Origin of the sequence: Psychrobacter proteolyticus (assembly GCF_039762275.1) — a bacterium.
GTDB classification, from domain to species: Bacteria; Pseudomonadota; Gammaproteobacteria; order Pseudomonadales; family Moraxellaceae; genus Psychrobacter; species Psychrobacter proteolyticus_C.
In genome coordinates, this window is the sequence record NZ_JBDLOB010000001.1 from 357,593 (window position 1) to 379,423 (window position 21,831).

Genomic DNA, 21,831 nt, shown 5'->3' on the forward strand with positions numbered 1-21,831 from the left:
CCGACAAATATGTCGGCTTTTTTGCGTCTAATTTTTAGTATAAGATTTGAAGTAATAGAGATTAATATCTCTAATAAAGCAGCGATTATTCTAACGGTTCGATGTCAGATCTTGTCCATGGCAAGTATCATCGCTCGCGTCTAAAGGCGAGTACTGCTTATGATAACTGACTATTGACTTCTCTAGCGCTACATTGGTCTGTGAGTCATTTGCATTGACGTAAGCTTCGCGGGCTTGTTCAAGCCAGCGATCGGCCATGCGAAAATGCATACCAGATTCGCGCCAGCCTCGTGCACATTGATTGGTCGCAGCCCAAATCAAAGCCACTTCACTAAATGCCATCTCACGTGGTGCTGACGCTATGCCATCACCGTCTTTAAGCGCGCTTAAAGTTGCCCATAGATCAGGACGCATCAAGGCAGAGGTAGACGGAATATCTTGATGCAAGCCCAAGTCTTGTACCGTGTCATTATCTAGCGCTTGCAATATAGGCTCTGCCATTTCTAATGCAACTTGACCAGCGGATGAGCGGCTATTCATACTGTCTTGATGAATAGCATAGTTCAACCACGCTTGCGCTTTATATGCGAAATACTGTTGAGCTGCTGTCCTGTCTTTTTGTTGATAGGGTTTTAATTGCGTGACCATACAATTTAACAGGCGCTGTTGTTCGCTTTGATATCTATAAGAGCGTGCTTGAATCTGACTATCATCGCGGCAATATTCACCCATGCTAGTTGAGTTAGCCACTTGGACAGTCTCATTCTTAGCTAAAGCTGGCTGCATAAAGGTTAATGAGAATAAAGCTGATAGTGTAACGCATACTGAGCGCTTGAAAGGTGCTACATTGATGGCTGAATCAAACATGGTGTAAACCTTATGTTAAGGTAATAAACGTTGGTATTATTTACCATTACTAGGGCTGACTTAATTGTTTATTGAATGATAAAATAATTCATCATAAGACAATCATGATACTGTCATAAGGTTGTACTTACGACAGTATCATTAGTATCAAACAATTAAAATGCAGAATTGCTGCTTAGACGTTGGTTCTTACGTGGGTCTTCACGTTTGAATAAGTCTTCATCGAACTTGAAGCGCAATCTAAAGTAAGCACCTTGCTGAGTACTATCGTCATAAGCAATATCTTCATCTTCAAAGCCCATGAAGTTATAACCAAGTGATAACCAAAGATTGGTCATTGGGCTATAACCCACTTCTGCACCAAGCATATAAGCCAAGTCATTTGCCTGATCATTCCAGTAAGTACCTGCTTGTAAACCAATATCCCAGCGCTCACTGATGTCATAAAGACCGCGGCCATAAACAGCGTGAGCCGTGTTATCGCTGGTTAAGCTATCTGCTTCGTATTCTGTATACTTACCAGCATAACGTCCAGACAACGTCAACGGACGTGTAGGATGGTAATTACCATTCCATGACCAAACCATGGTGTCTTTTTGATAAGCGTCATCGCCAGTATTATTATCATCCAAACGATATTCGAATTTTGCAAGCATATCTAACTGATTGCTATCGTAGTCACGATACGCAGCACCTAGCTGAAAACGATTGATAGTGCGATCGCCATCACTATAGTCAGTGCGTGAATAGATGTCTTTGGCTAAGAAGGTAACCTCATCAGTATAGCGATAGGCGATACCAGCACTACCAAGTAGCGTATCACTTGTTTCACCCCAACGTTTTTCAAAACGTCCTGATGCTTTATAATTCTCTTTGGCAAGATATTCAACACCAATACCTGCCGCTGTTGCAGTGTTGCTTTCTTCACCTTCCAGAGATTCAACACGCTCAAATAAAGTGTTTAAAGTTAAACCTTCTTGAACATACCACTTGTTTTTTAGACCGATGGCTGCTTCTGCCTCACGTGCACTAATGGCATCGCGCATACGGTATTCGCTATAAACCTTACCATCTTTCATATAAGTCGCGTCAAAACCAACAGTGGTACGTTGACGCTCATCTGTATCATCAAGACCATAAGTACCAGACAGGCTATTGATCAAATCATGACGTGCGTATAGTCGACCTAGATTTCCGAGCGGTGTCTCACCACCGATAGAAGTCGCATTACGTGAGCTGTTTTCGATATCTTGCTCATACTCTGCAAATACCAAGCTATTATTCAACTTAGGTAGACGAGAGGTAATACGAGCACGAACAGTCGTACCTTCAATATCTTCTTCAGCGTCACTAATGCTGCTCAACGCTGACTGATTGATGATGTCATCATTAAACAAAGTGTCGTCTGTAATATCTACAACGTCTGTCGCGGCTTGAGTATTACGTGAGGCAGCAGTCGCGTCTTGTTTGTAATAACGAACCCCAATTTCACCAACAATGTTTTCGCTTAAACGATGCTCAATGCTCGCTTGCACGCCTTCGCGGCTAGCGTCAGTAGTATGCTCTTCTGTACGTATGCCTTCTAATTTAAGAGCAGTTTTCTTATCATTTAGAGTATGAGTAACCTCTACACCAGACTCAGTACGTCCAGCCGTAAGCGGTGATGCGCCAGTGACAAAACCTTCATCAGCATCATTATAATAAGCTTTAGCAAGCGTATTTTTCTTATTATCAAAATCAAGCTCAATACGTAGTGCATTACCTTCAACATCACTATCAGTCAATTCTGTCGCGTTGATTTGATTACTTGACTGAAAATTTGGGTTTTCAGCTTTGTTCATCGCATATTCTGCGACCAGTTTTAGCTTATCATTGAATTTAACAACACTATTAACACTAGCCAACTCTTCTTTGTTCAATGGGTCATCGCTATTTACATAGCTACCACCGATGGCGACTTTATCCGTTAGTTGCTGCTTCGCTGCAATACCACCGACCAAATAATCTTCACCACCCTCATCAACTTCGACAGTGACACGGATATAGATAGGATTGCCTTCGATATCTTGACTAGCAATCGGTGCCGTCAAGAATAGGCTACGGCTGATAGGGTCAATCTCATAATCAGCAAAGCGAGTAAGCGTCTCACGATTGATAATAAGCCCAGGGTTGTTGGCGTCACGAGTAATAACTTCAACCGTTTCAGAGTTTTCTAATACCGCATCGAAGTTCTCAGCCAATGGATATGGGCCTGAAATGCCCAAACCGCGAGTCTCATTTACACGTTGGCTAGTACTGGTCTCTGCTAAAAAGGCAGTAACGCGAGTATTGCTATCTTCAAATTGAGCTTTTAGACCAGTTAATGTACGGTTGTATTGACCAAGCTTGATACCTTCGTCATCATCAATCTGAGTTTTCAAATCACCATACATAGCGAACGAACGACCTTTATCAAGGCGCACGTAAAGCTTGCTAGTAGACTGCGCATCGAAGCCTTTAGCTGATGAGTCGCCATAGACAGGATAGTATTCGCCCGGATCGATATCACGGAACAAACGCTCGCCTTTTTTATCACTATCATATGCAAGTGTTAGCAGATAGTCGCCGCGTACTTTTCCTTTTAGGAACATCGCGGCACGACCAGAAGCTGTGTAATCATCATTACCAGCAAAGTCATTTAGTTCTTGCTCAAATGCACCTTGAGCATCGGTAATGCTGCTACCGTCAAAGTCTTTTAGTGAAATAGCACCTTCTACAATACCAACAGCAAGTAGTGGACGTAATTGAGCAGTAAACTGTAACGGAATGATTTGTTTGCTACTACCAGTATCAATTACTAGCTCGCCCTTACCTGGTACGCTAGGTGCAGTCACAGGTATTAACAGCTCACCACCAGATACGATTACTTGAGTACCAGATTGGTCTTTACTGCCATCTTTTAGATTAACTCGGCCGATATTCGTATCGATAGTAATCGGAGTTGATGCAATATATGGACGACCATCACGATCTTTTAGACTAATGACTACCTGATATTCACTAATACCGTCAGCTGGTACTAACTGTGCTTGAGTACGGTAGTCGATAGCTTGTAGGCTATCAGGGGTTAATACCTTGATAGTTTGCTCAGAGATGACCTGACCATTTATATCAGTCGCAACACCACGCAAGGAGTTTTTACCACGTTGTAAGTCAACAGCATAGTAATCGAAAGCTACAACACTCTGCTTTTTCTGCTCAGCAGTTTTACCGATCTTTTGTTCTGATACTGGCTTGCCATTGGCATACAAAGTGAAAGTTGAGCCTAGTGGTGCCTGAACTTGGACCATTTGTTTATACGTGCTAAGTTGCTGACCTTCGCTTAGGTTGATGAAGGCAACATCATTACTCGCCACTTCTTTTAAGTATTCTTCGAGCTCTTTTTCTACTGGTGGAGCAACAGTGGTTACCGTCATATCAACACGGCTATCTGCTGGATTAACCATGTCATTAACGATAGCTGAATCACAGTTGTTGCCGATATCTAAGTCGCCATTAATATTACAGCCACTAGCATCTACATTGTCAGTGTTGTCGGTATCATAGTCTGGTTCTAGTGTTAGCTCAGTCTTGATAGCTTGCTCAAGGGTATCGTTCTTAGCACCTACTGACTTGCTACGAGCAATTAGCTCAGCGTTTAAGCGCTCAGTGCTATCTGCCATGCCACCAACGATTGCAAAATCCGCACGATGTAATTCGCCGTATTTCAAATCAACAAAACGACTACCGGCATCACCAGCATTGCGATTGCTTTGAGTGACCAGTTCAGTTTCTCTAGGAATAGTAGTACGATCGACCTTTAGTACGTGTGTTTTGGCACTGATACCATAGAAGTTATATTTACCTTCAGGATCAGTCACGATGAAGTTGCCGTTCTCCATATAGATACGTACACCAGCGACACCAAGTTCGCCGTCTTCTTTTTGCTGAATACCGTCGCGGTTGATATCGTGATAGACCTTACCGACGATAATACCATCGGTATTCATTACGCCGCGTTCTACATCAATCTTCCACTGAGCTTCTCTTGAGCCTACGTTTTGACCTTGGTCATTTCTAGCAACTGCGGTGGCGCGGTTGATACCATCGCCGCCTAGCGATGACGCACCGATGAGCACACGATAAGTAACTTTTTTACTTTCGTTAACTGCCATGTTTCCTAAGTTCAATACCTGATATTTACCATAAGCTTTAAACTCAGTAGTCTGCGCTTGATTGATATCAATATCAGCCGTTGGACTAACACGTACGCTATTCTCAACATAGTCAAAACCACGTGGTAGTGCATCTTTTAGCTGTACGTTGTAAGCAGTAGAGTTACCATTGTTAGTAATATTAATAGTATAGCTAACATAATCACCAAGCTCTGCACTCTTAACATCACTTTCTTTCGTGACAACCAAACTGGCACTATCATCAATGATATTTACTTGAGAACTTAGATCATCGATACGTACAGTAAAATCACTATTACTTGGTAGCTGATCAGCGTCCGTACCAACAGAAGGAGCAATACACGCTTCTAGACTAGCAGTTAAAGTATCGTTAGCTAGTGTCTGAATGAACTTATCATTAATAGCGTTGGCGTTTTTTTGTGTTGGTGCAGTTAGACGATATTTGCCTGTATTATTACCAGTTTCAATTCCTTTAAGAGAATAGGTGTCGCCTGTTGCAGGAGACTTAACGGTAATCCATACTTGATCAGGCTTGTCAGATTGTACATTACACTGCGCATAGCTTGCATCTATATAAACGTTGTCACCGATTTGTGAGGTAGTTTTAGTACCGTCAAATTGAGGCGTGGTAAAGTTGATTTTAGGTTCAACAATAACCAGTCTGTCAATTGCTTCGACAGCTGCTATTGATGGGTCTTCTAGTATGATAGCGCCAATCTTCACATCGGCAGTATCGCCATCTTCACCGTTGGCATCTGATAGAGCTTGTACGATAAGCTGAATACTCTCACTCTGACCAATCTTGATCTGAGCGCTCATGTTATCGAGCATGATTTGTCGATCTTCTGAATCGACTTCTCCGTTATTATTAAGATCTTGATAGACCTTTAAATTAGAGACAGTTGGCGATATAGCAAGTGTCAGTTCGACAGTTTGATCACTATAGCTGGTGTTGCTCAGCACGTTGACCCAGCTTACTTGTGTATTAGGCATGACAGTAAGTAGAGCTTGCTGAGTCAAACTAATACCATATTCAGGTAGATCTGATACTTTGGCCTCTACCTGATTTGAAATGCCGTTTTGTTTGAGAGACTCAACAGCATAATCTACATTAGCAATGTTATTGATAGTTTGTACAAGAGTATTTGGCGCAGCAAAAGCCATATTTGATTGCATAAGCAACATTGCAGCCGTCAGCGCAGAGATCTTCGCTGTATGCAACGTAGTACGATTAGACGGTGTCATGATAGATAGAGTCATATGTCGCTTATCCAATAAAACATAGAAGAGTAGGGTAGTAACTCTCTAGCTTGGTTCATCAAAATCGATTAGGTCAAGCTAGAGCGTTTATCTATGAGTAGCATTTACTACTCATAGATAGATAGATTGAATTATTTATTGATTAGTACCAGTTTGTGAAGGTTTTGCAGAGAATACAACGTTAGCGGTTGTACCAGCATTTACCGTTGCAAATGTAACCTTTATCGTCTGACCAAGAGATTGGTTAGTTGCTGTCGGCGAAGCTGAAAAACTGTTGGCTTGGTAGGTCAGTTTGTCGTCTAATGTATCTGATACAACAAGATTATTAATAACTTTAGCCGTATCGGTAAAAGTATTTTTAGCTTCTAACTTATAGAAGATACATTGAGCAGCAGTCGCTGTTGCATTGTTAATAGACCAAGCAGCAGAGCTAACAGCAGGATTTGCCCCGCAGTCAGCTGCTATTTGGTATTTTGCCAGATTAACGCCCTGCATGGTCGTAGTAGACGTTGTAGACAAGGGATTATCAGAAGTACTAGTAGGTACAGCGGTACCGTTAACTGGGCCCTTAGGTTGGATAGATAGGGTCAAAGTCTCAAAATCGCCTATGTTGTTTACATTAGCTTGTGGAGAGTTTGGATCGTTACTACCTTCACCTGACGTGGTAACTTGCACGCCAATTTTGACACTTTCGCCAGGAGCAAGGCCTTTACGAGTGGTTGTACTGCCTGTCACAAATGGGGTAGCAGCATTCAACTCATAAATACCGTTTACGCCTACAAGTTCAGTTTCACCCGTGTCAAACTTACCGTTATTGTTGGCATCTACATATACACGTGTAATATTGATATTAGGATCATCGATAATGCCATTATTTCTAGTCGCAGTTGGCTTGATAGAAAGTTTGACAGAACTATCGTTATCACCTGTGCCTGCTGCTTCCGTAATATCAGTACCGTTGTTTGTAATGGTATAAGTATAAGTGTTGGCAACTTCATTGTTGGTTGTAGGAGTAACTAAAGCTACTTCCTTGTTCGCACCTGGGGTGATAGCAATAGCACGAGTCTGATTAGTCGTTGTTACAGTCGCGTTGGTATTATCATCCTTACCTATTAGAGGTGTAGCTGTATTTTCATAAGTGCTCTCTGTTAGGCCGCCCGGCGTCACACCATCATCAGATCTATCGATGATATCAGGGGTGTTAGCATTTGCATCACTATTAGTATTGTCTCTAACAACTGCATAGTTGGTAAATAAGCTGCTAGATGTTGCATCAGTTGCCTTTTTCGCACGGAAAGTAACTGTAATAGTTTCGCCTACTTTGATGTTTTGACCAGCTACAGTGATTGTTTTGTTACTGTTCGAGAGGATAGCAGTACCCACCGCACTACCATTAGAAGTTGTAACAGAAGGTGCTTTATAGTTTTGCTGTCCTGATGCTATCGCTACTAAACCTGATGGTAGATCATCTGAGATGCTAATTGCAGTACCACTGATATTACCTTCGTTTTTGACAGTAATAGTGTAGTCAACAAAAGCATCGGTATTGTTTAAGTCAAAGTTTTTGTTACCAAGATTGGTCGTAGCTGACTTAGTAATCGCATAGATTGGTGTCTTAGTTAATGCATTATCAGTATTGACGGCTGTATAATTAGCAGGAGCTGTATTTGCAGTGTTCGCTTTTAAGTATGTACTTTCAGCTGTCACCGTTAGTATGCCGTTAGCATCGGCAACACGCTTAGTATCAGCTTGAGCAGTAACTGTGATTAGAGCTTTTTCACCTGGTGCTAATGCAATTGAATCGTTATTAGCAATAGTGACTTCCCCACCAATGTTAGTACCAGCAGCATTGACCTTTTGATACTTTATGACACTATTGCTAAGGTTGTAATCAAAGTTATCACCGCCTGCATTAGCAAGGGTTATCTTGTAAGTATCGTTAACGTTACCACCATTAGTTAATGTATGGGTAAAGTCTACTGTTGAGCTCGCTTGCGCATTAATGGCACGGTCTTTACCAAAATCATCATCCTTTACATCATCAACGACTGTCGAGATCAAAGAGAAAGAGCCAGTTTCTTTAACGTTAACTGTCACGACATTAGATTCTGCACTCTGTGGAGCATCACTACCTGCAACTGTATAAGAAGCTGTTGCTTTGTTAGTAACATTAAAAGAGCCAGAAGTGCCGCCAGTAGGGGTTGCAGCATTCGCTCCAGTAGATAGACCCATAACAGCCGCAACACCGACAGCAAGCATGCTGTAGTTAAAAGTATTTGATTTCATGTAATGCTCCAAAAAAATGGTAAGGACTTAGATTAAAAAGTAGAGTTTTGAAAAAGTTGAGGGCTTAATAGCTACTGAACTAATTGACGGTGGTATTAAGAGCAACGGCTGCAGATTTCTTAGCTGGTAACAGCTTAATATTCCAGCGTAACGTACGGTATTCAGAATATGGAACTTTGACCATTTTGCCATCTACTTTACGCATCAGTGGCATATCAGCGTAGTTTTTACCATCCGTGCTAGCTTGTGCGCTTGCAGGGACTGATTCACCAGTAAATGTCATGTTAGTAGGAATAGGCAAAGTTACCATCAGGTCATTAATATCCTTGTTGATGGTATTGGTATAAGTTGCTTTATATTGGATTACTGTACCTGCTGGTGCGGTACGTACTGGTGTATAAATCGTTTTACCTTCCGAGTTTTTCACGACTTGATTAGACGTTAACTCCATTTTTAGAGCATCATCAGCATGTGCTACATTTAGTAGACAACTAGAGGCTAAGGTAGCTAATAAACTGATACGTAAAGCGTTAAAAATTTTCATATTCTATTCCTTGCTAAGACCAAAACTGTTAGTAAGATTTTTATCCACTGTTAGATAAGCAATAAGTGTGCCAAAATAATTTAAGGTAGATTGTATAGTTACATGAAGACAAAATAAACTTTTTATATTTACATTATTACAAACGAACTACTATTAGTCATCAGATATGTGATAAATGGTAGTTTAAAAGCGCTTAATGGCTTACATTCACAAAGATAGTATTTTAAATACTGCTTTAAATGATTTAGAGGTTTCTTGATCAGATAATTTACACATATCTGCTTACTATCTAACAAACTGATTTTTACCAGTCACAGAAAGCTGTGTCTATGAGTTATAAGAGAGGGGCGTCAATAAGAGAGGTGGGAAGAAGTACGAAGTTTTTTAAGGATAAGAGATACGTAAAAAGCAAAACAACCAAATAAAACAGGCTTAGTTTTAGATGTATTTAAAACCGAGCCTGTTTAGTATGTAATTAAACCGTTGTAGCTACTTAGGTCAAACTAAGTACTAACTATGAGCTTACTTTGGTAGAAAAAATTAAAGTACCTGATGCTCCGCTAGCAAGAGTTGCAAAAGTGGTAGAAACTTTTTGAGCATCACCAGTTCCTGTCAAACCAGTATTACTAGAACCATCAGATCCAACAGCATTATTTTGGTAAACTGCTTGTACTCTACCATTCGCGTCCTTCCATTGACTGGTTGAGTCAGACACAACCACGTTGTTCAAACTTAACGTGGTAAAGGTATTGGTTGCTGTAATTTTATAGTAAACACAATCACCTGGGTTGCTTTTAAAGGTTGCTGTTGAGTTAGAACCTAGTGTCCCTTCATATGCAGTAATCGCTCCAGTACAACCAACTTGTAATGCCAACTGCTTTAGTAATGTTAGACCTTTAATAGTTGTCGTATTTGAAACAGCAGAAACAGTCGGAAAGGTTGAGTCAGCAGTAGCACCTTGAGGTAAGACAACTTGTAGACTATTGGTTTCTGATTTACCAAGGTCTGCATTTGTACCGTCAGAGACTACCGTATAGCTAATCTCGACAGTGGCGTTTGGAGCCAAAGTAACGCCTACAGGTAGTTTATATTTACCCGTAGCAGCATCAATAACCTCTAATGCAATTTCGTTGCCATTTGGGAGTTTGTACTTAGGGTTTTTGACTTCAAGAGGTTTTGCGGTATCAGGATCTATGATTGTAATACCGATGGGACGGTTAACACCACCTTCTGATGCATTACCAGTATTGGTAAGGGTATGGGTATATTTTACCTCGCCACCTAATATGGAAATTTCCTTAGTCGTACCAGCCGTAATGGTGAGTTTGCGATCAGTGAAAGTGATAGTAGTGGCAGTATCGGCACCAGCTGTACCTGTGCCTTCGTCAGGAACTCTTGTGACGTTATTAGTAGCTATAGTATCTGTACTATCGACGATATCATACCCACTAGTATCAGTCCCAGGTACTGGTACAGTGTTGCTGAATCTGTCATAGACAGTAGCATGGTTGGTTGCTGAACCTGCTGCAGATAGAGTTGTTTTATTAACAGACACCTTGAAGCTAATTATAGTGTTAGAACCAACAGCCAAGCTTGGAACAGTGATATCGATGATTTGTCTATTGCTACTATCTTTACCCGTTGAAGTGATGGTAGCACCAGTGGTGGACACAGTCACGTTACCAGACAATGTCATACCAGCAGGAAGCACATCTCTAATGATAAAATTGTCAGCAGCGATACTATAGTCAGTAGTGGCGTTAGTTACTTTAATACTGTAGGTAATATCAGTATTAGCAGCATTCAGATCGAGACTGCTACAATTTGTAGAGCTTTGACATGTTGCTGTCTTTTCTATCTTAAATACAGGTAACTTGACGATGCTTTGGTTTTCATTGACTAAAGTAGGTTTAGTAGAGTTTACGGTAGTAAAAAAAGCACTGGTTGCAGTTAATGTACCTACACCCTTTTGATTACCTGTTTGAGTACTAGGGGTCAGTGCTGCATAAGAAAGCTCAGCGATTGTACCTGGTATCAATTTGATGCTACCACCATTAACGACTGTACCTGTCGTGGTAGCTTGACCAAAATCAGACAAGGCTGTTTTTTGAGCATCTGTTAAAACAGTACCACCTGTCTGTTTGATGACGAAATTGATACTTGCTACACCAAGAGGATAGTCTTTATTAGTTGTGATAATGTCAGGATCATTATCTCCTGTCGTCCGAATCGTATAAGTATCTCGAACGTTACCTGTATTACTTAACGTATGAGTAAAGGTGTTGGTACTGCCAGGCGTTGCTACTTGGTTTATATTTGCATCAGCATTGCCACCAGCGAGCGTGGCTATTAAAGAAAAGTTTGCTGTTTCGGTAACATTTACCGTGACAGTATTAGATTCGACGACAGGCTGAGCTACTGTACCGATACTATAACTTGCGGACGCTTTGTTATTGATCGCTGCCGCCGGAGCGCTGACAGCAGTAGCAGTAGCAGCATTTGCTGTATTCAAGCTCATAAAAGCAGCGATACTAATAGTTAGGAGACTATAGTGAAAGCATCTTGATTTCATAGAAATTCCAAATATAAAGTAGATTTTTACCAAGCTAATGTAGTGAATCGGGGTTTCAATAAACGTTTTATGATCACTGATCGTTATTTTTAGTCTTTCAGTGGTCACTGATTTTATGGCTTATAATTTAAAAGTATTTATGGTCAATACCGCAAAAACTATTAACATAGCAAATGTATAGAACCCGAAATACTTCATATTCTTTTCTTATAAAAGTGCTGAAAATGAAGTGTTTTTCAGTAAAATCATAATCACAAACTATTTACAAAAAGTCACTATTAAAACGATAAAAGGTAATTTGAGTTAACTAAGTGGTGGTAGTTCTCAGTTGGAAGTAGGGGCATTGCAACAAATTCTAAAGAAGGTAAAAAAACAGGTTAAGATTATAAGAAGCTCATCTAATCAGTATTTTAGATAAGCTTCTTAAGCTAACTCTATTGAGTAGTGCCATATTTAGTATTGAAGTAAAAATCACGTTTGGTTCTTGGACTTAGAACGAAGGTTTTAGTTTTTACTTCACCATTGGCTCCAATTGCTGGATTATCGCTAGCAGTATAATCAACTGTAGAAAGTGCTGGATTAGCAAGTACAGATGTTACAGTAGCGCCATTGATGCCTTTTTGTTGTAAGGTATCTCGCATAATAAAACTGTCAATGTTCACATTGGCACGATTGGTAGCAGAAATCTTATAAGCAATACATCGACCAGGTTCAATATTACTTATACTTGCTGTACTAAAACCTGTATTGGGCGTACTAGTTTCACTAATAGAGGTATAGGTTAGAGTAGAAGGACAGTCGTTCAAATATTGGTATTTTTTTAGTACTAATCCGACATTTTCAGCAATCACTCTACCAAAGTTATTATTTGTATAGTCGTAAGTACTTGACGAAAAAGCTATCGTTTTACTGCTATCGTTAGTACGCAAAGGGTAGGTACTACCTGTACGTTCCTCTATAAGACAAAGATTACTAGTGTTACCGTTTAAAGTATTATTTGATACGCTGATTTGGTACTGACCAATAGTCGTACCACTCCCTGTAACTGTTTGTGAACCATATACGGTAGAAGTGTTGGTGCAATTTACAAGTTTGACAGTACTACCGCTAATACCTGTTTCTGGGGCATTGGGATTATATATGCCGTTAAAATAGTTTGAGTTATTTGCATAAACACCGCTAGTAATATCAGCATTAGTTGCACTTGCCTGAGTTGATGTAATCCCACCATTATCATCAAAAACTATTCCTGAAAACGTATAGGTTGAAGGAGTATTGGTAATCGTACACGTAATTTCATCACCATTAGCGACATTACTAAGCGCAAATGAACGAGTCTTGCCTGAGGCGCTATAACTCATTGCAGAGGTAGGCATTACTGTTGTACTACCTGTTGTGGCATTACTACAAACGTAGGTCGCATTATAGTTGGCTATATCACCTAGGGTCGTACCATTCATCACGCGCTCAGTAATAGTGTAATTTGTGCTCTCTGCTAGGGTGATTGTTGCACTGGTTCCGTTAGTGATTGTTGAGCCTGTACCAGTAGTGGTAAAGCTATTTGTTGCCACTGAACCACCACTAACTACGATCTCAAACTGATCGTTAGTATTGACACGTGTACCACTCAACGCTTTTTTTACAATGAGTTTGGGCGGCGCCAGGCAAAAATAGAAATCAGAATAGCCTACTAAATGATCACCCGTTGATGTGGTTGTGGAGGCACTAGCATAATTATTACCATGAGTCGTAATGAATGGTGTATTTGCTGCTTGGGCATCCCATTCAATATTAAAATTACAGGGAAGAGTGGGACTACAGTTGGTCCACTGGTTTGCGGTAATCGTTTTATTCGAATTAGATACAGTAAAGTTATTAGCGAAATTGCTAAAAGAACCACCTGTAGTAACAATTGATACCGACTCAGTGTATCTTCCAGCAGCATTTGCATCTAGGTCTTGAACGACAAAACCGTATTTTGTAACGGGTTTGTTAATAGTGGCCGTCAACCTGTGATTCACATCAATTTTTTCGCTGCTATGACGCATGTTAAGAGCATTGGTAGTAACACCAGTAAAGCTGCTAACTTCTGGATAGCCAGTCCTAACAAAATTAATATCAGAAAAAGATAAGATAAGTTTAAGACCACTGTCAAAGCTGTAAGTGGTACTAGAGTTGCCTGCTGCTGACCAACTCAAAGTAGCTTTGGGCGCTGTTGTAGTACTCTTAGAACCTAAATAATACATAGCATGTCCACTTGGACATACGGGATCAGCTTCAGCAAAAGCTACATTACTAATAAAAAACATAGGAATAGCAGCTAGCAATGTCATCATCTGACATATATATCTATTGAATAAATGCTTTTTCGTTGAATTCAAAAGTCGCTCTACCTTTTGCATCTCAATATTCCTATGTATTAAAGCCTAATGTAAACGTTTATTTACCAAAAAAAAATGTGTTATACATATTTTATATTTTAAGTAATATTTTTGTAAAAATCATATTAAATAGATGAATGGCGTTTTTGTCATGACCAGTTACCGTATGTTGCATAGTCAAGCAATCATATTCCACAAAGCTATTAATTAATAATATTTACCTAACAACTAATCATTATTTATTTAAAAAATACTTGCGATTTCTTCATTTCTCTACAGCCATAAACAACTTAACCGTAAAAGCTTATAATGGAATGTCATAGTCAAATAATGATTAAACGAATAGCTATAGCATTATGACGGTTTGGCAGATGTGTTGATTTGATGCATTTGTCGATATGAGTAATACTATTTTTATAATTGAGCAGTATATCATCGCACAAAACAATGGAATGCTTGGACGTAGCAAGGATGTCATAAGTAAACCAATCTCTCATCATGCATTTTTCAATGAAGCCCTGCCATTAGGTAGGTATGACTGATATAAAAGGATTAACAAAGATGAATTATTATAAGGATGCTGATAGCACCGAAACACAGGAATGGCTGGCAGCCTTTGAGTCTGTGGTTAAACACGCAGACAAGGACCGTGCTCAGTTTCTCCTAAAAGCCTTATACAATATGGCAGTTCAAGAAGGCCTCCCGTTCAACAGATTAGACACTGCGTACGTCAATAGTATCGCTGTTGAAGACGAGCCAATGTACCCAGGCGATCTAGGCATGGAGCGTAAGATACGTGCTTTGATTCGTTATAACGCACTTGCCATGGTTATGCGTGCTAATAAAAACGATGATGACTTGGGTGGTCACTTAGCGACATTCGCTTCTAGTGCAACGCTTTATGAAACGGGTTTTAACCATTTCTTCCGCGCAGCTAGCGATCACTTCGGTGGCGACATGATCTATTATCAAGGTCACTCAGCGCCAGGTATCTATGCCCGTTCTTATTTAGAAGGTCGTTTGACCGAAGATCAGCTTGACAACTTCCGTCGTGAAGTAGGCGGCAAAGGTCTATCAAGTTATCCGCATCCATATCTAATGCCTGATTACTGGCAGTTCCCAACGGTATCAATGGGACTTGGTCCAATCATGTCTATCTATCATGCCCATGTACATCGTTATATGGAAAACCGTGGCTTGCTAGAAAAAGAAGGTCGTAAGATTTGGACATTCTTAGGTGATGGTGAAACGGATGAGCCAGAAAGCTTAGGGGCTATTTCTCTCGCTGGTCGTGAGAAGTTGGACAACCTAATATGGGTAGTCAACTGTAACTTGCAGCGTCTTGATGGTCCAGTTCGTGGTAACGGCAAAATCATTCAAGAGCTAGAGTCAGTATTCCGCGGCGCAGGCTGGCGAGTCATCAAAGTCATTTGGGGTGGCAACTGGGATTCATTGCTTGGTAAAGATCATACGGGTGTCCTTAAACAACGTATGGAAGAAGTGGTGGATGGTGAGTATCAGCTATATGAAGCTCGTACGCCTGAATTTACCCGCAAAGAGTTCTTTGGTAAATATCCAGAGCTAGAAGAGATGGCAGATGCGTTGACTGACGAAGAAATCTCACGTCTGAACCGCGGTGGTCATGATCCAGTTAAAGTTTACGCTGCCTTTAGCGAAGCTATGAAAACCAAAGGTCAACCTACGGTTATTTTGGTTAAGACCGTTAAAGGTTATGGCTTGTCTGCCCAAACGCAAGCAGTCAACAAATCGCATCAGGTGAAGAAGCTTGATCAAGAAGCGTTGATGTATTTCCGTGATCGTTTTGATTTGCCATTTACTGATGAGCAGTTAGAGACTCTACCGTTCTACCGCCCTGAAGAAGGTTCGGCGGAAATGAAGTATCTAAAAGGTCGTCGTGAGTCGTTAGGTGGTCATCTACCAAACCGCCGTAGTGGTCACATCCCACTGAATATCCCTGAATTATCAATGTTTGATCGGGTGTTAAAAGGCAGTAATGGTAAAGAGCAGTCTACGACAATGGTATTTGTACGCTTACTATCTGCGATGCTCAAAAACAAAGACATTCAAGATCGCGTTGTACCAATTGTACCTGACGAAGCGCGTACGTTTGGTCTAGAAGGTATGTTCCGTCAGTTAGGTATCTACTCAGCTGTTGGCCAAAAATATACGCCAGAAGATAGTGAAGCGTTGATGGGCTATAAAGAAGCCATCGATGGTCACATGTTAGAAGAAGGTATCAACGAAGCGGGCGCAATGAGTACTTGGATTGCCTTGGCAACCAGTTATTCTGTCAACGCGCTACCGATGATTCCGATGTACATCTATTACTCAATGTTTGGTTTCCAACGTGTGGGTGATTTGGCTTGGGCGGCAGGTGATTGTCAAGCACAAGGCTTCTTGTTAGGCGCAACTGCTGGTCGTACGACACTTAATGGCGAAGGTTTGCAGCATCAAGATGGTCATTCACAGATTCTATTCAATGTCGTGCCAAACTGTGTCAGCTATGATCCTTGCTTTGGTTATGAGCTAGCTGTGGTCATGCATGACGGTCTACGCCGTATGTATGGTGAAGGCGAGCGCGTTTACTATTACTTGACGTTAATGAATGAAAACTACGAGCAACCTGCTATGCCAGAAGGTGCCGAAGAAGGTATCAAACGTGGTATGTACTTACTTGAAGACAATGGCTCAACACAAGTGCAACTACTAGGTTCTGGTGTTATTTTACGTGAAGTACAGAAGGCATCACAAATCTTAAAAGACGAGTTCAACATTACGTCTAACGTCTGGAGCGTAACCAGCTTTAATGAGTTGACTCGTGATGGTATGGTTTGTGATGACTACAACCGTCTACATCCAATGGACGAAGAGAAAGTGCCTTGGGTTACTGAGCAGTTAGCACCGCACGAAGGTATCGTGGTTGCAGCGACAGATTATATGCGTAACTATTCAGAGCAGATTCGTGCTTGGTTGCCAGATAACCGTCCTTACACGACTCTAGGTACCGATGGTTATGGCCGTTCTGATACGCGCGAAAACCTACGTAGTTTCTTTAACGTTGATGCGGCGCATATCGTTGTGGCAACGCTTAAACGCCTAGCGGACGAAGGTGAAGTTGAGATGCGTTTGGTTAAAGATGCGATTTCAAGCTTAGGTATCGATGTAGACCATCCACCTGCATGGCAACAGCAGTCTTACTATGATCAGTCTCCAGATGCACCAGCACCAGGTAACGTAAATCCAAATCCTGTACCCGAATTTATCGCTGAAGACGATGATGAAATCAGTAACGAAGGCCGTGCTGAAGATCAAGCAGATGCAAATGTACTTGATGATAAAGATGTCAAATAATAATAACCATAAGACGAGGAAATAAATCATGGACATTAAAGCCCCCGATTTAGGTGTGGATAGCGCCGAAGTCAGCGAGATTATGGTAGAAGTTGGTGATGTCATTGCAAAAGACGACAACATCGTATTATTAGAATCTGACAAAGCATCGGTTGAAGTACCAAGCTCTGCTGCTGGTAAAGTGACTAAGATTAGCGTTGCTATCGGTGATCAAGTCAGCGAAGGTATGGTGCTAATTGAGCTTGAAAGCGCAGACGATAGCGCAGAAAATAATGATGACAATGCTGCTGCTGAAGAGCAAGAAGCAAACAGCACAGACGATGTTAAACCAGAATCAAAACCTGAACCTGCTGCAACTGAGTCAACGCAATCAGAGTCTGCTGCTAAGCCAGCCGCTAATGCTGGTAAAGCAACTACTCATGCATTACCTGATTTAGGTGTTGACGAGGCACAAGTTTCTGAAATCATGGTGAGCGTTGGTGATACTGTTAGCGCTGAACAGTCGATTTTGCTAATCGAATCAGATAAAGCATCGGTTGAAGTGCCAGCGCCAGTTGCTGGTAAGATTGAGAAAATCTTGGTCGAAGCAGGTGATATGGTTGCTAATGGTCAAGACTTTATCGTCATCATGGCAAGTAGTACAGATGATGCTAGTGATAGTGAATCTGAAGCTCCTAAGCCACAAGAGCCAGCACCAGCCAAAACAGAAGATAAATCAGCTGCTAAAACCACTGGTGAGCCAAAACAAGCTGCTAAACCGACCAATACTGATACAGCTGCTAGCAAAACGGAGGGTAAATTAACTGAAGCACAGGTCAATGAAAAATTGGTTGATGTGTACGCAGGTCCTGCCGTCCGTAAACTAGCGCGTCAGTTGGGTGTGGATATCACACAAGTGAATGGTTCAGCTCTAAATGATCGCATTCTAAAAGAGGACTTGTTTGCACATGTTAAAAACAGTCTAACCAAGCAGAAAGCGGCACCTGTGAGTGGCAATCCTGTTAGCTCAGGTCTACCGAAACTGCCTGACATGAGTAACGCTGAAATCTGGGGTGAGACAGAAACGCAAGACCTCAGCCGCTTGCAGAAAGTCTCGATACCACAGCTCAACTACAATACTTTGCTACCGCAAGTAACGCAGTTCGATCTTTCTGATATCACTGAAACTGAGAAACTACGTAGTGAGCTAAAAGGTGGCATGAAAGCTGAAGGTGTTGGCTTTACTATCTTGGCATTTGTGGTTAAAGCTACTGCTTACGCGTTGACCCAGCATCCACGATTCAACAGTCATTTGAGCGATGATAATACTCAGGTCATATTGCGCAAAAGTGTCAATATGGGTATCGCAGTGGCAACAGATGATGGTCTTATCGTACCGGTTATCAAAAACGTACAAGATAAAGGCCTGAAGCAAATCGCGATTGAGATCGGCGAGCTTGCAGTAAAAGCTCGTGATAAGAAGCTCAGTACCAAAGATTTGCAAGGGGCAAGCTTTACCATATCGAGCCAAGGTAACTTGGGTGGTACCGCCTTTACGCCGTTAGTTAACTGGCCACAAGTTGGTATTTTAGGTGTTTCTGAAGCAAGTATGCAGCCGCGCTGGAATGCCAAAAAGCAAAGCTTTGAGCCACGTTTGATGCTACCACTGTCTTTGTCTTATGACCACCGTGTGATCAATGGCGCAGACGCTGCTGTATTCACTCGTTATATCGCAACGCTACTAGCAGACCCACGTCGTATTTTGATCTAAAGCTAACTAGTAATTAAAAAAGACTGCCCACGGGTGGTCTTTTTTTTATGGAGATTATTTGTTCTTACAGGTTATTAGCTATTTTTATAAATAATTGCTTAGTAGTTAGAGTAGAAAAACGGTAGTAGCCGTAATTAATAGGCACAAAAAAGCCAGCTATTAAGCTGGCTCTTATTACGCATTATACTTTACTAATTTAGAACTGTTTAACAAATGCTACGCCGTATACCCAAGGGCTGATATCAACTTCACCGATATCAGTACCGTTTAGGCTTGCATCTGTTTTGATGTCCATATAACGGGCATCGATACGGAAAGCTTCGGTAGGAGCAAAAGGAATATCAAGACCAACATGGCCAGCTACACCAACGCTATCATCAAGCTCTAAATCATTACCGTTACCAAGGTAGATTCTTTCTTTGAAAAATGTTGTGTAGTTCACACCAACACCAACAAAAGGCTTCACATTCATAGGCAAGTCATAGCTATCGAAGTGATACTGTACAGATAGAGTAGGTGGTAGGTGCTGAGTTTCTGCATCAATAGTAGTATCACCAGTTTTTAGAGTGATGTCATGATGGAATGGAATAGCAGCTAGCAGCTCAACACCAACGTTGTTAGCGATGAAATACTCACCACTGATAGTTGGACGAATGTCGCCATCAACATCAACAGATAGACCGTTATCTAGAGTACCGTTGTCGCTTTTAGGATCAACATAATGTGCGCCAGCAGCAACAGACCAAGTACCAGCAGGGACTGCAAAAGTAGTTGTCATTGTAAGTGCAGCAGCAGTTGCTAAAACTAGGGATTGTAGTTTCATCATTTCATTCCTTAACGTAATAAAAAATTATCAGTAGTTTTCTAATGAGGGATGGCATTAGCTACTGATACATAATGTCATGATTAAAGTTTAATCTGTAACATTTAATCTCTATTATAATACGAAAATCATTATTACTGGTAAGGTTTTAAATATAAATTAGCAATGTTTCTGCAATAAATTACATTTACGTGTAATTCAATTGTCTACAGTCTATAATTAAACACAACAAAAGCTGCTTTTTAAGTAAGTGTCATTGACGTAAGTCGGTATCTCTTATTTATGATTCAACAAGAGGTGCAATATATTATGCTTGGCTATTGCAGTAACTCCCCTCTACGCTGTACGAATGCGCGTACGATGAAAATACTGAATCAGGTAGACTCTTGTTGTCCTGAATGTCACTTGTTTTTGATACCTGCGCAAGATATTAGCCAACAGCTTCGCGCTGACGAACAGTTCTTAAGGTTCTCTATCCTACTAATTGTGTTTATACTGCTGGTATCGGTCTATATTTATTATCTGCATTTTGTATAGCCAATAGTCATGGCTGATAATGGACAGGTCAGTACTGAAATGAAGCGTTTCTAATGAAAATCACGGATGATTGCTGCAAATATCTCCTATGTTCTGTGATGAAAGTTTGGTTCTTATTGTTTGACCGTTGTTTTATTCTACTAATATCAAATCGGTATTTCACCGCATAGGGCTGGCATGTTATTCCAATCTATACGGCGCTTGCGTCATTTTGTTTATGATATTTTACAAAATGAAGAACATGATACGTTATTTAGCCGTTACGTTGATTATTTTCTTATCTTTCTGATTATGACTAACGTAGCGGCTGTGATAGCCGAGTCTGTCGATCAGTGGTATTACCCTTATCAAGATTACTTCACCTTATTCGAAAACTTCTCTATCGTTGTCTTTTCTATTGAATACTTACTGCGTCTATGGAGTGTGGCTGAAGCCAAGCCTGACAATACAACGTGGAAACAGCGATGGGATTGGCTTAGAAGTCCATCCGCATTGATTGATTTAGTAGCCATCGTGCCCGCCTTTTTGAATTTCTTCGTCAACATTGATTTGCGTTTCTTACGTATTTTACGTTTATTTCGAATCCTAAAATTGACGCGTTATTTTGCCTCAATGCGTATCTTGCTAGTCGTAATCAGTAAGGAGCGAGGCTCGTTTCAGGCCGTTATCTTTATTCTTATTATTATGATTGTGACCGCCTCTAGCGGTATTTATCTGGTAGAGAATCACGCACAGCCAGATGAGTTTGAGTCCATACCCAAAGCGATGTGGTGGGCTGTGGTGACACTGACAACCGTAGGCTATGGAGATGTCACGCCAATTACTAATGCGGGCAAAATATTGGGTGCGGTCATTACGATATTGGGTGTGGGTCTCGCTGCACTGCCGGCTGGTATTTTAGCGACAGGATTAGCAAATGAGTTGGCTCAGCGCCGTGAAGAGCTTGAACAGCATTTTCGTGAGCAGCTCATTGATAGCGATTTTGATCTGGTACAGAATCAGATGATGATTGATAAAATTCGTCGAGAGCTAGGCTTAGATAAAGAACAGGCACAAAATATCGTTTTACAGGTACTTCGAGAGCAAGAGCTCGAACGGCGTGAAAAAGAAGTTGAAACACGCCAAAAGAACTTCTGTCCGCATTGCGGTGAAGTTTTATAGGCAAGTATTAAATGGTTTATAACAGATAGGTTTTTAGCAATTAATTATAGCTAATATTTTGACC

10 protein-coding genes are annotated in these 21,831 nt (G+C 40.9%); 3 read left to right on the forward strand and 7 right to left on the reverse strand.

Annotated features, from left to right (window positions below; genetic code table 11):
• Positions 1–90: 90 nt before the first annotated feature.
• The 6 genes from ABFV72_RS01445 to ABFV72_RS01470 all read right to left on the reverse strand — a co-directional run bounded on the left by ABFV72_RS01445 (position 91) and on the right by ABFV72_RS01470 (position 14,145).
• Positions 91–867 (reverse strand): hypothetical protein, encoded by a 777-nt coding sequence (locus ABFV72_RS01445; RefSeq protein WP_347162007.1) that lies wholly within the window; start codon positions 865–867, stop codon positions 91–93.
• A gap of 155 nt (positions 868–1,022) precedes the next feature.
• Complete coding sequence (locus ABFV72_RS01450) at positions 1,023–6,341, reverse strand: hypothetical protein (protein WP_347162008.1); 5,319 nt, start codon at positions 6,339–6,341, stop codon at positions 1,023–1,025.
• A 135-nt stretch (positions 6,342–6,476) separates the two neighbouring features.
• Positions 6,477–8,627: a beta strand repeat-containing protein gene (locus ABFV72_RS01455; RefSeq protein ID WP_347162010.1), complete on the reverse strand. Its 2,151-nt coding sequence runs from the start codon at positions 8,625–8,627 to the stop codon at positions 6,477–6,479.
• A 79-nt stretch (positions 8,628–8,706) separates the two neighbouring features.
• A complete protein-coding gene (locus ABFV72_RS01460) occupies positions 8,707–9,171 on the reverse strand; it encodes a hypothetical protein (RefSeq protein WP_347162011.1) in 465 nt (154 codons plus the stop codon).
• A 514-nt stretch (positions 9,172–9,685) separates the two neighbouring features.
• Positions 9,686–11,689: a hypothetical protein gene (locus tag ABFV72_RS01465; protein WP_347162013.1), complete on the reverse strand. Its 2,004-nt coding sequence runs from the start codon at positions 11,687–11,689 to the stop codon at positions 9,686–9,688.
• 488 nt (positions 11,690–12,177) lie between these two features.
• Positions 12,178–14,145, reverse strand: a complete 1,968-nt coding sequence (locus ABFV72_RS01470) for a hypothetical protein (protein WP_347162015.1) — start codon at positions 14,143–14,145, stop codon at positions 12,178–12,180.
• A 540-nt stretch (positions 14,146–14,685) separates the two neighbouring features.
• On the opposite strand from ABFV72_RS01470, the gene aceE reads away from it, so the two are divergent.
• Complete coding sequence (gene aceE / locus ABFV72_RS01475; RefSeq protein WP_191115074.1) at positions 14,686–17,496, forward strand: pyruvate dehydrogenase (acetyl-transferring), homodimeric type; 2,811 nt, start codon at positions 14,686–14,688, stop codon at positions 17,494–17,496.
• Positions 17,497–17,524: 28 nt separating this feature from the next.
• On the forward strand, positions 17,525–19,246 hold the full coding sequence (locus ABFV72_RS01480) for a 2-oxo acid dehydrogenase subunit E2 (protein WP_347162017.1): 1,722 nt from the start codon (positions 17,525–17,527) through the stop codon (positions 19,244–19,246).
• A gap of 196 nt (positions 19,247–19,442) precedes the next feature.
• Here the strand turns inward: ABFV72_RS01480 and ABFV72_RS01485 are convergent, their stop codons facing one another.
• A complete protein-coding gene (locus ABFV72_RS01485; RefSeq protein ID WP_347162019.1) occupies positions 19,443–20,069 on the reverse strand; it encodes an OmpW/AlkL family protein in 627 nt (208 codons plus the stop codon).
• 714 nt (positions 20,070–20,783) lie between these two features.
• Between ABFV72_RS01485 and ABFV72_RS01490 the strand changes: the two genes are divergently transcribed.
• The gene (locus tag ABFV72_RS01490; RefSeq protein WP_057759421.1) at positions 20,784–21,767 is read left to right on the forward strand and encodes an ion transporter; all 984 of its coding nucleotides are present in this window, start codon (positions 20,784–20,786) and stop codon (positions 21,765–21,767) included.
• The last annotated feature ends 64 nt before the right edge of the window (positions 21,768–21,831 follow it).

Coding starts and splice junctions, on each gene's coding strand:
- ABFV72_RS01445 (WP_347162007.1), bottom strand. CDS start 867: ATGTTTGATTCAGCCATCAATGTAGCACCTTTCAAGCGCTCAGTATGC.
- ABFV72_RS01450 (WP_347162008.1), bottom strand. CDS start 6,341: ATGACTCTATCTATCATGACACCGTCTAATCGTACTACGTTGCATACA.
- ABFV72_RS01455 (WP_347162010.1), bottom strand. CDS start 8,627: ATGAAATCAAATACTTTTAACTACAGCATGCTTGCTGTCGGTGTTGCG.
- ABFV72_RS01460 (WP_347162011.1), bottom strand. CDS start 9,171: ATGAAAATTTTTAACGCTTTACGTATCAGTTTATTAGCTACCTTAGCC.
- ABFV72_RS01465 (WP_347162013.1), bottom strand. CDS start 11,689: ATGAGCTTGAATACAGCAAATGCTGCTACTGCTACTGCTGTCAGCGCT.
- ABFV72_RS01470 (WP_347162015.1), bottom strand. CDS start 14,145: ATGCAAAAGGTAGAGCGACTTTTGAATTCAACGAAAAAGCATTTATTC.
- aceE (WP_191115074.1), top strand. CDS start 14,686: ATGAATTATTATAAGGATGCTGATAGCACCGAAACACAGGAATGGCTG.
- ABFV72_RS01480 (WP_347162017.1), top strand. CDS start 17,525: ATGGACATTAAAGCCCCCGATTTAGGTGTGGATAGCGCCGAAGTCAGC.
- ABFV72_RS01485 (WP_347162019.1), bottom strand. CDS start 20,069: ATGAAACTACAATCCCTAGTTTTAGCAACTGCTGCTGCACTTACAATG.
- ABFV72_RS01490 (WP_057759421.1), top strand. CDS start 20,784: ATGTTATTCCAATCTATACGGCGCTTGCGTCATTTTGTTTATGATATT.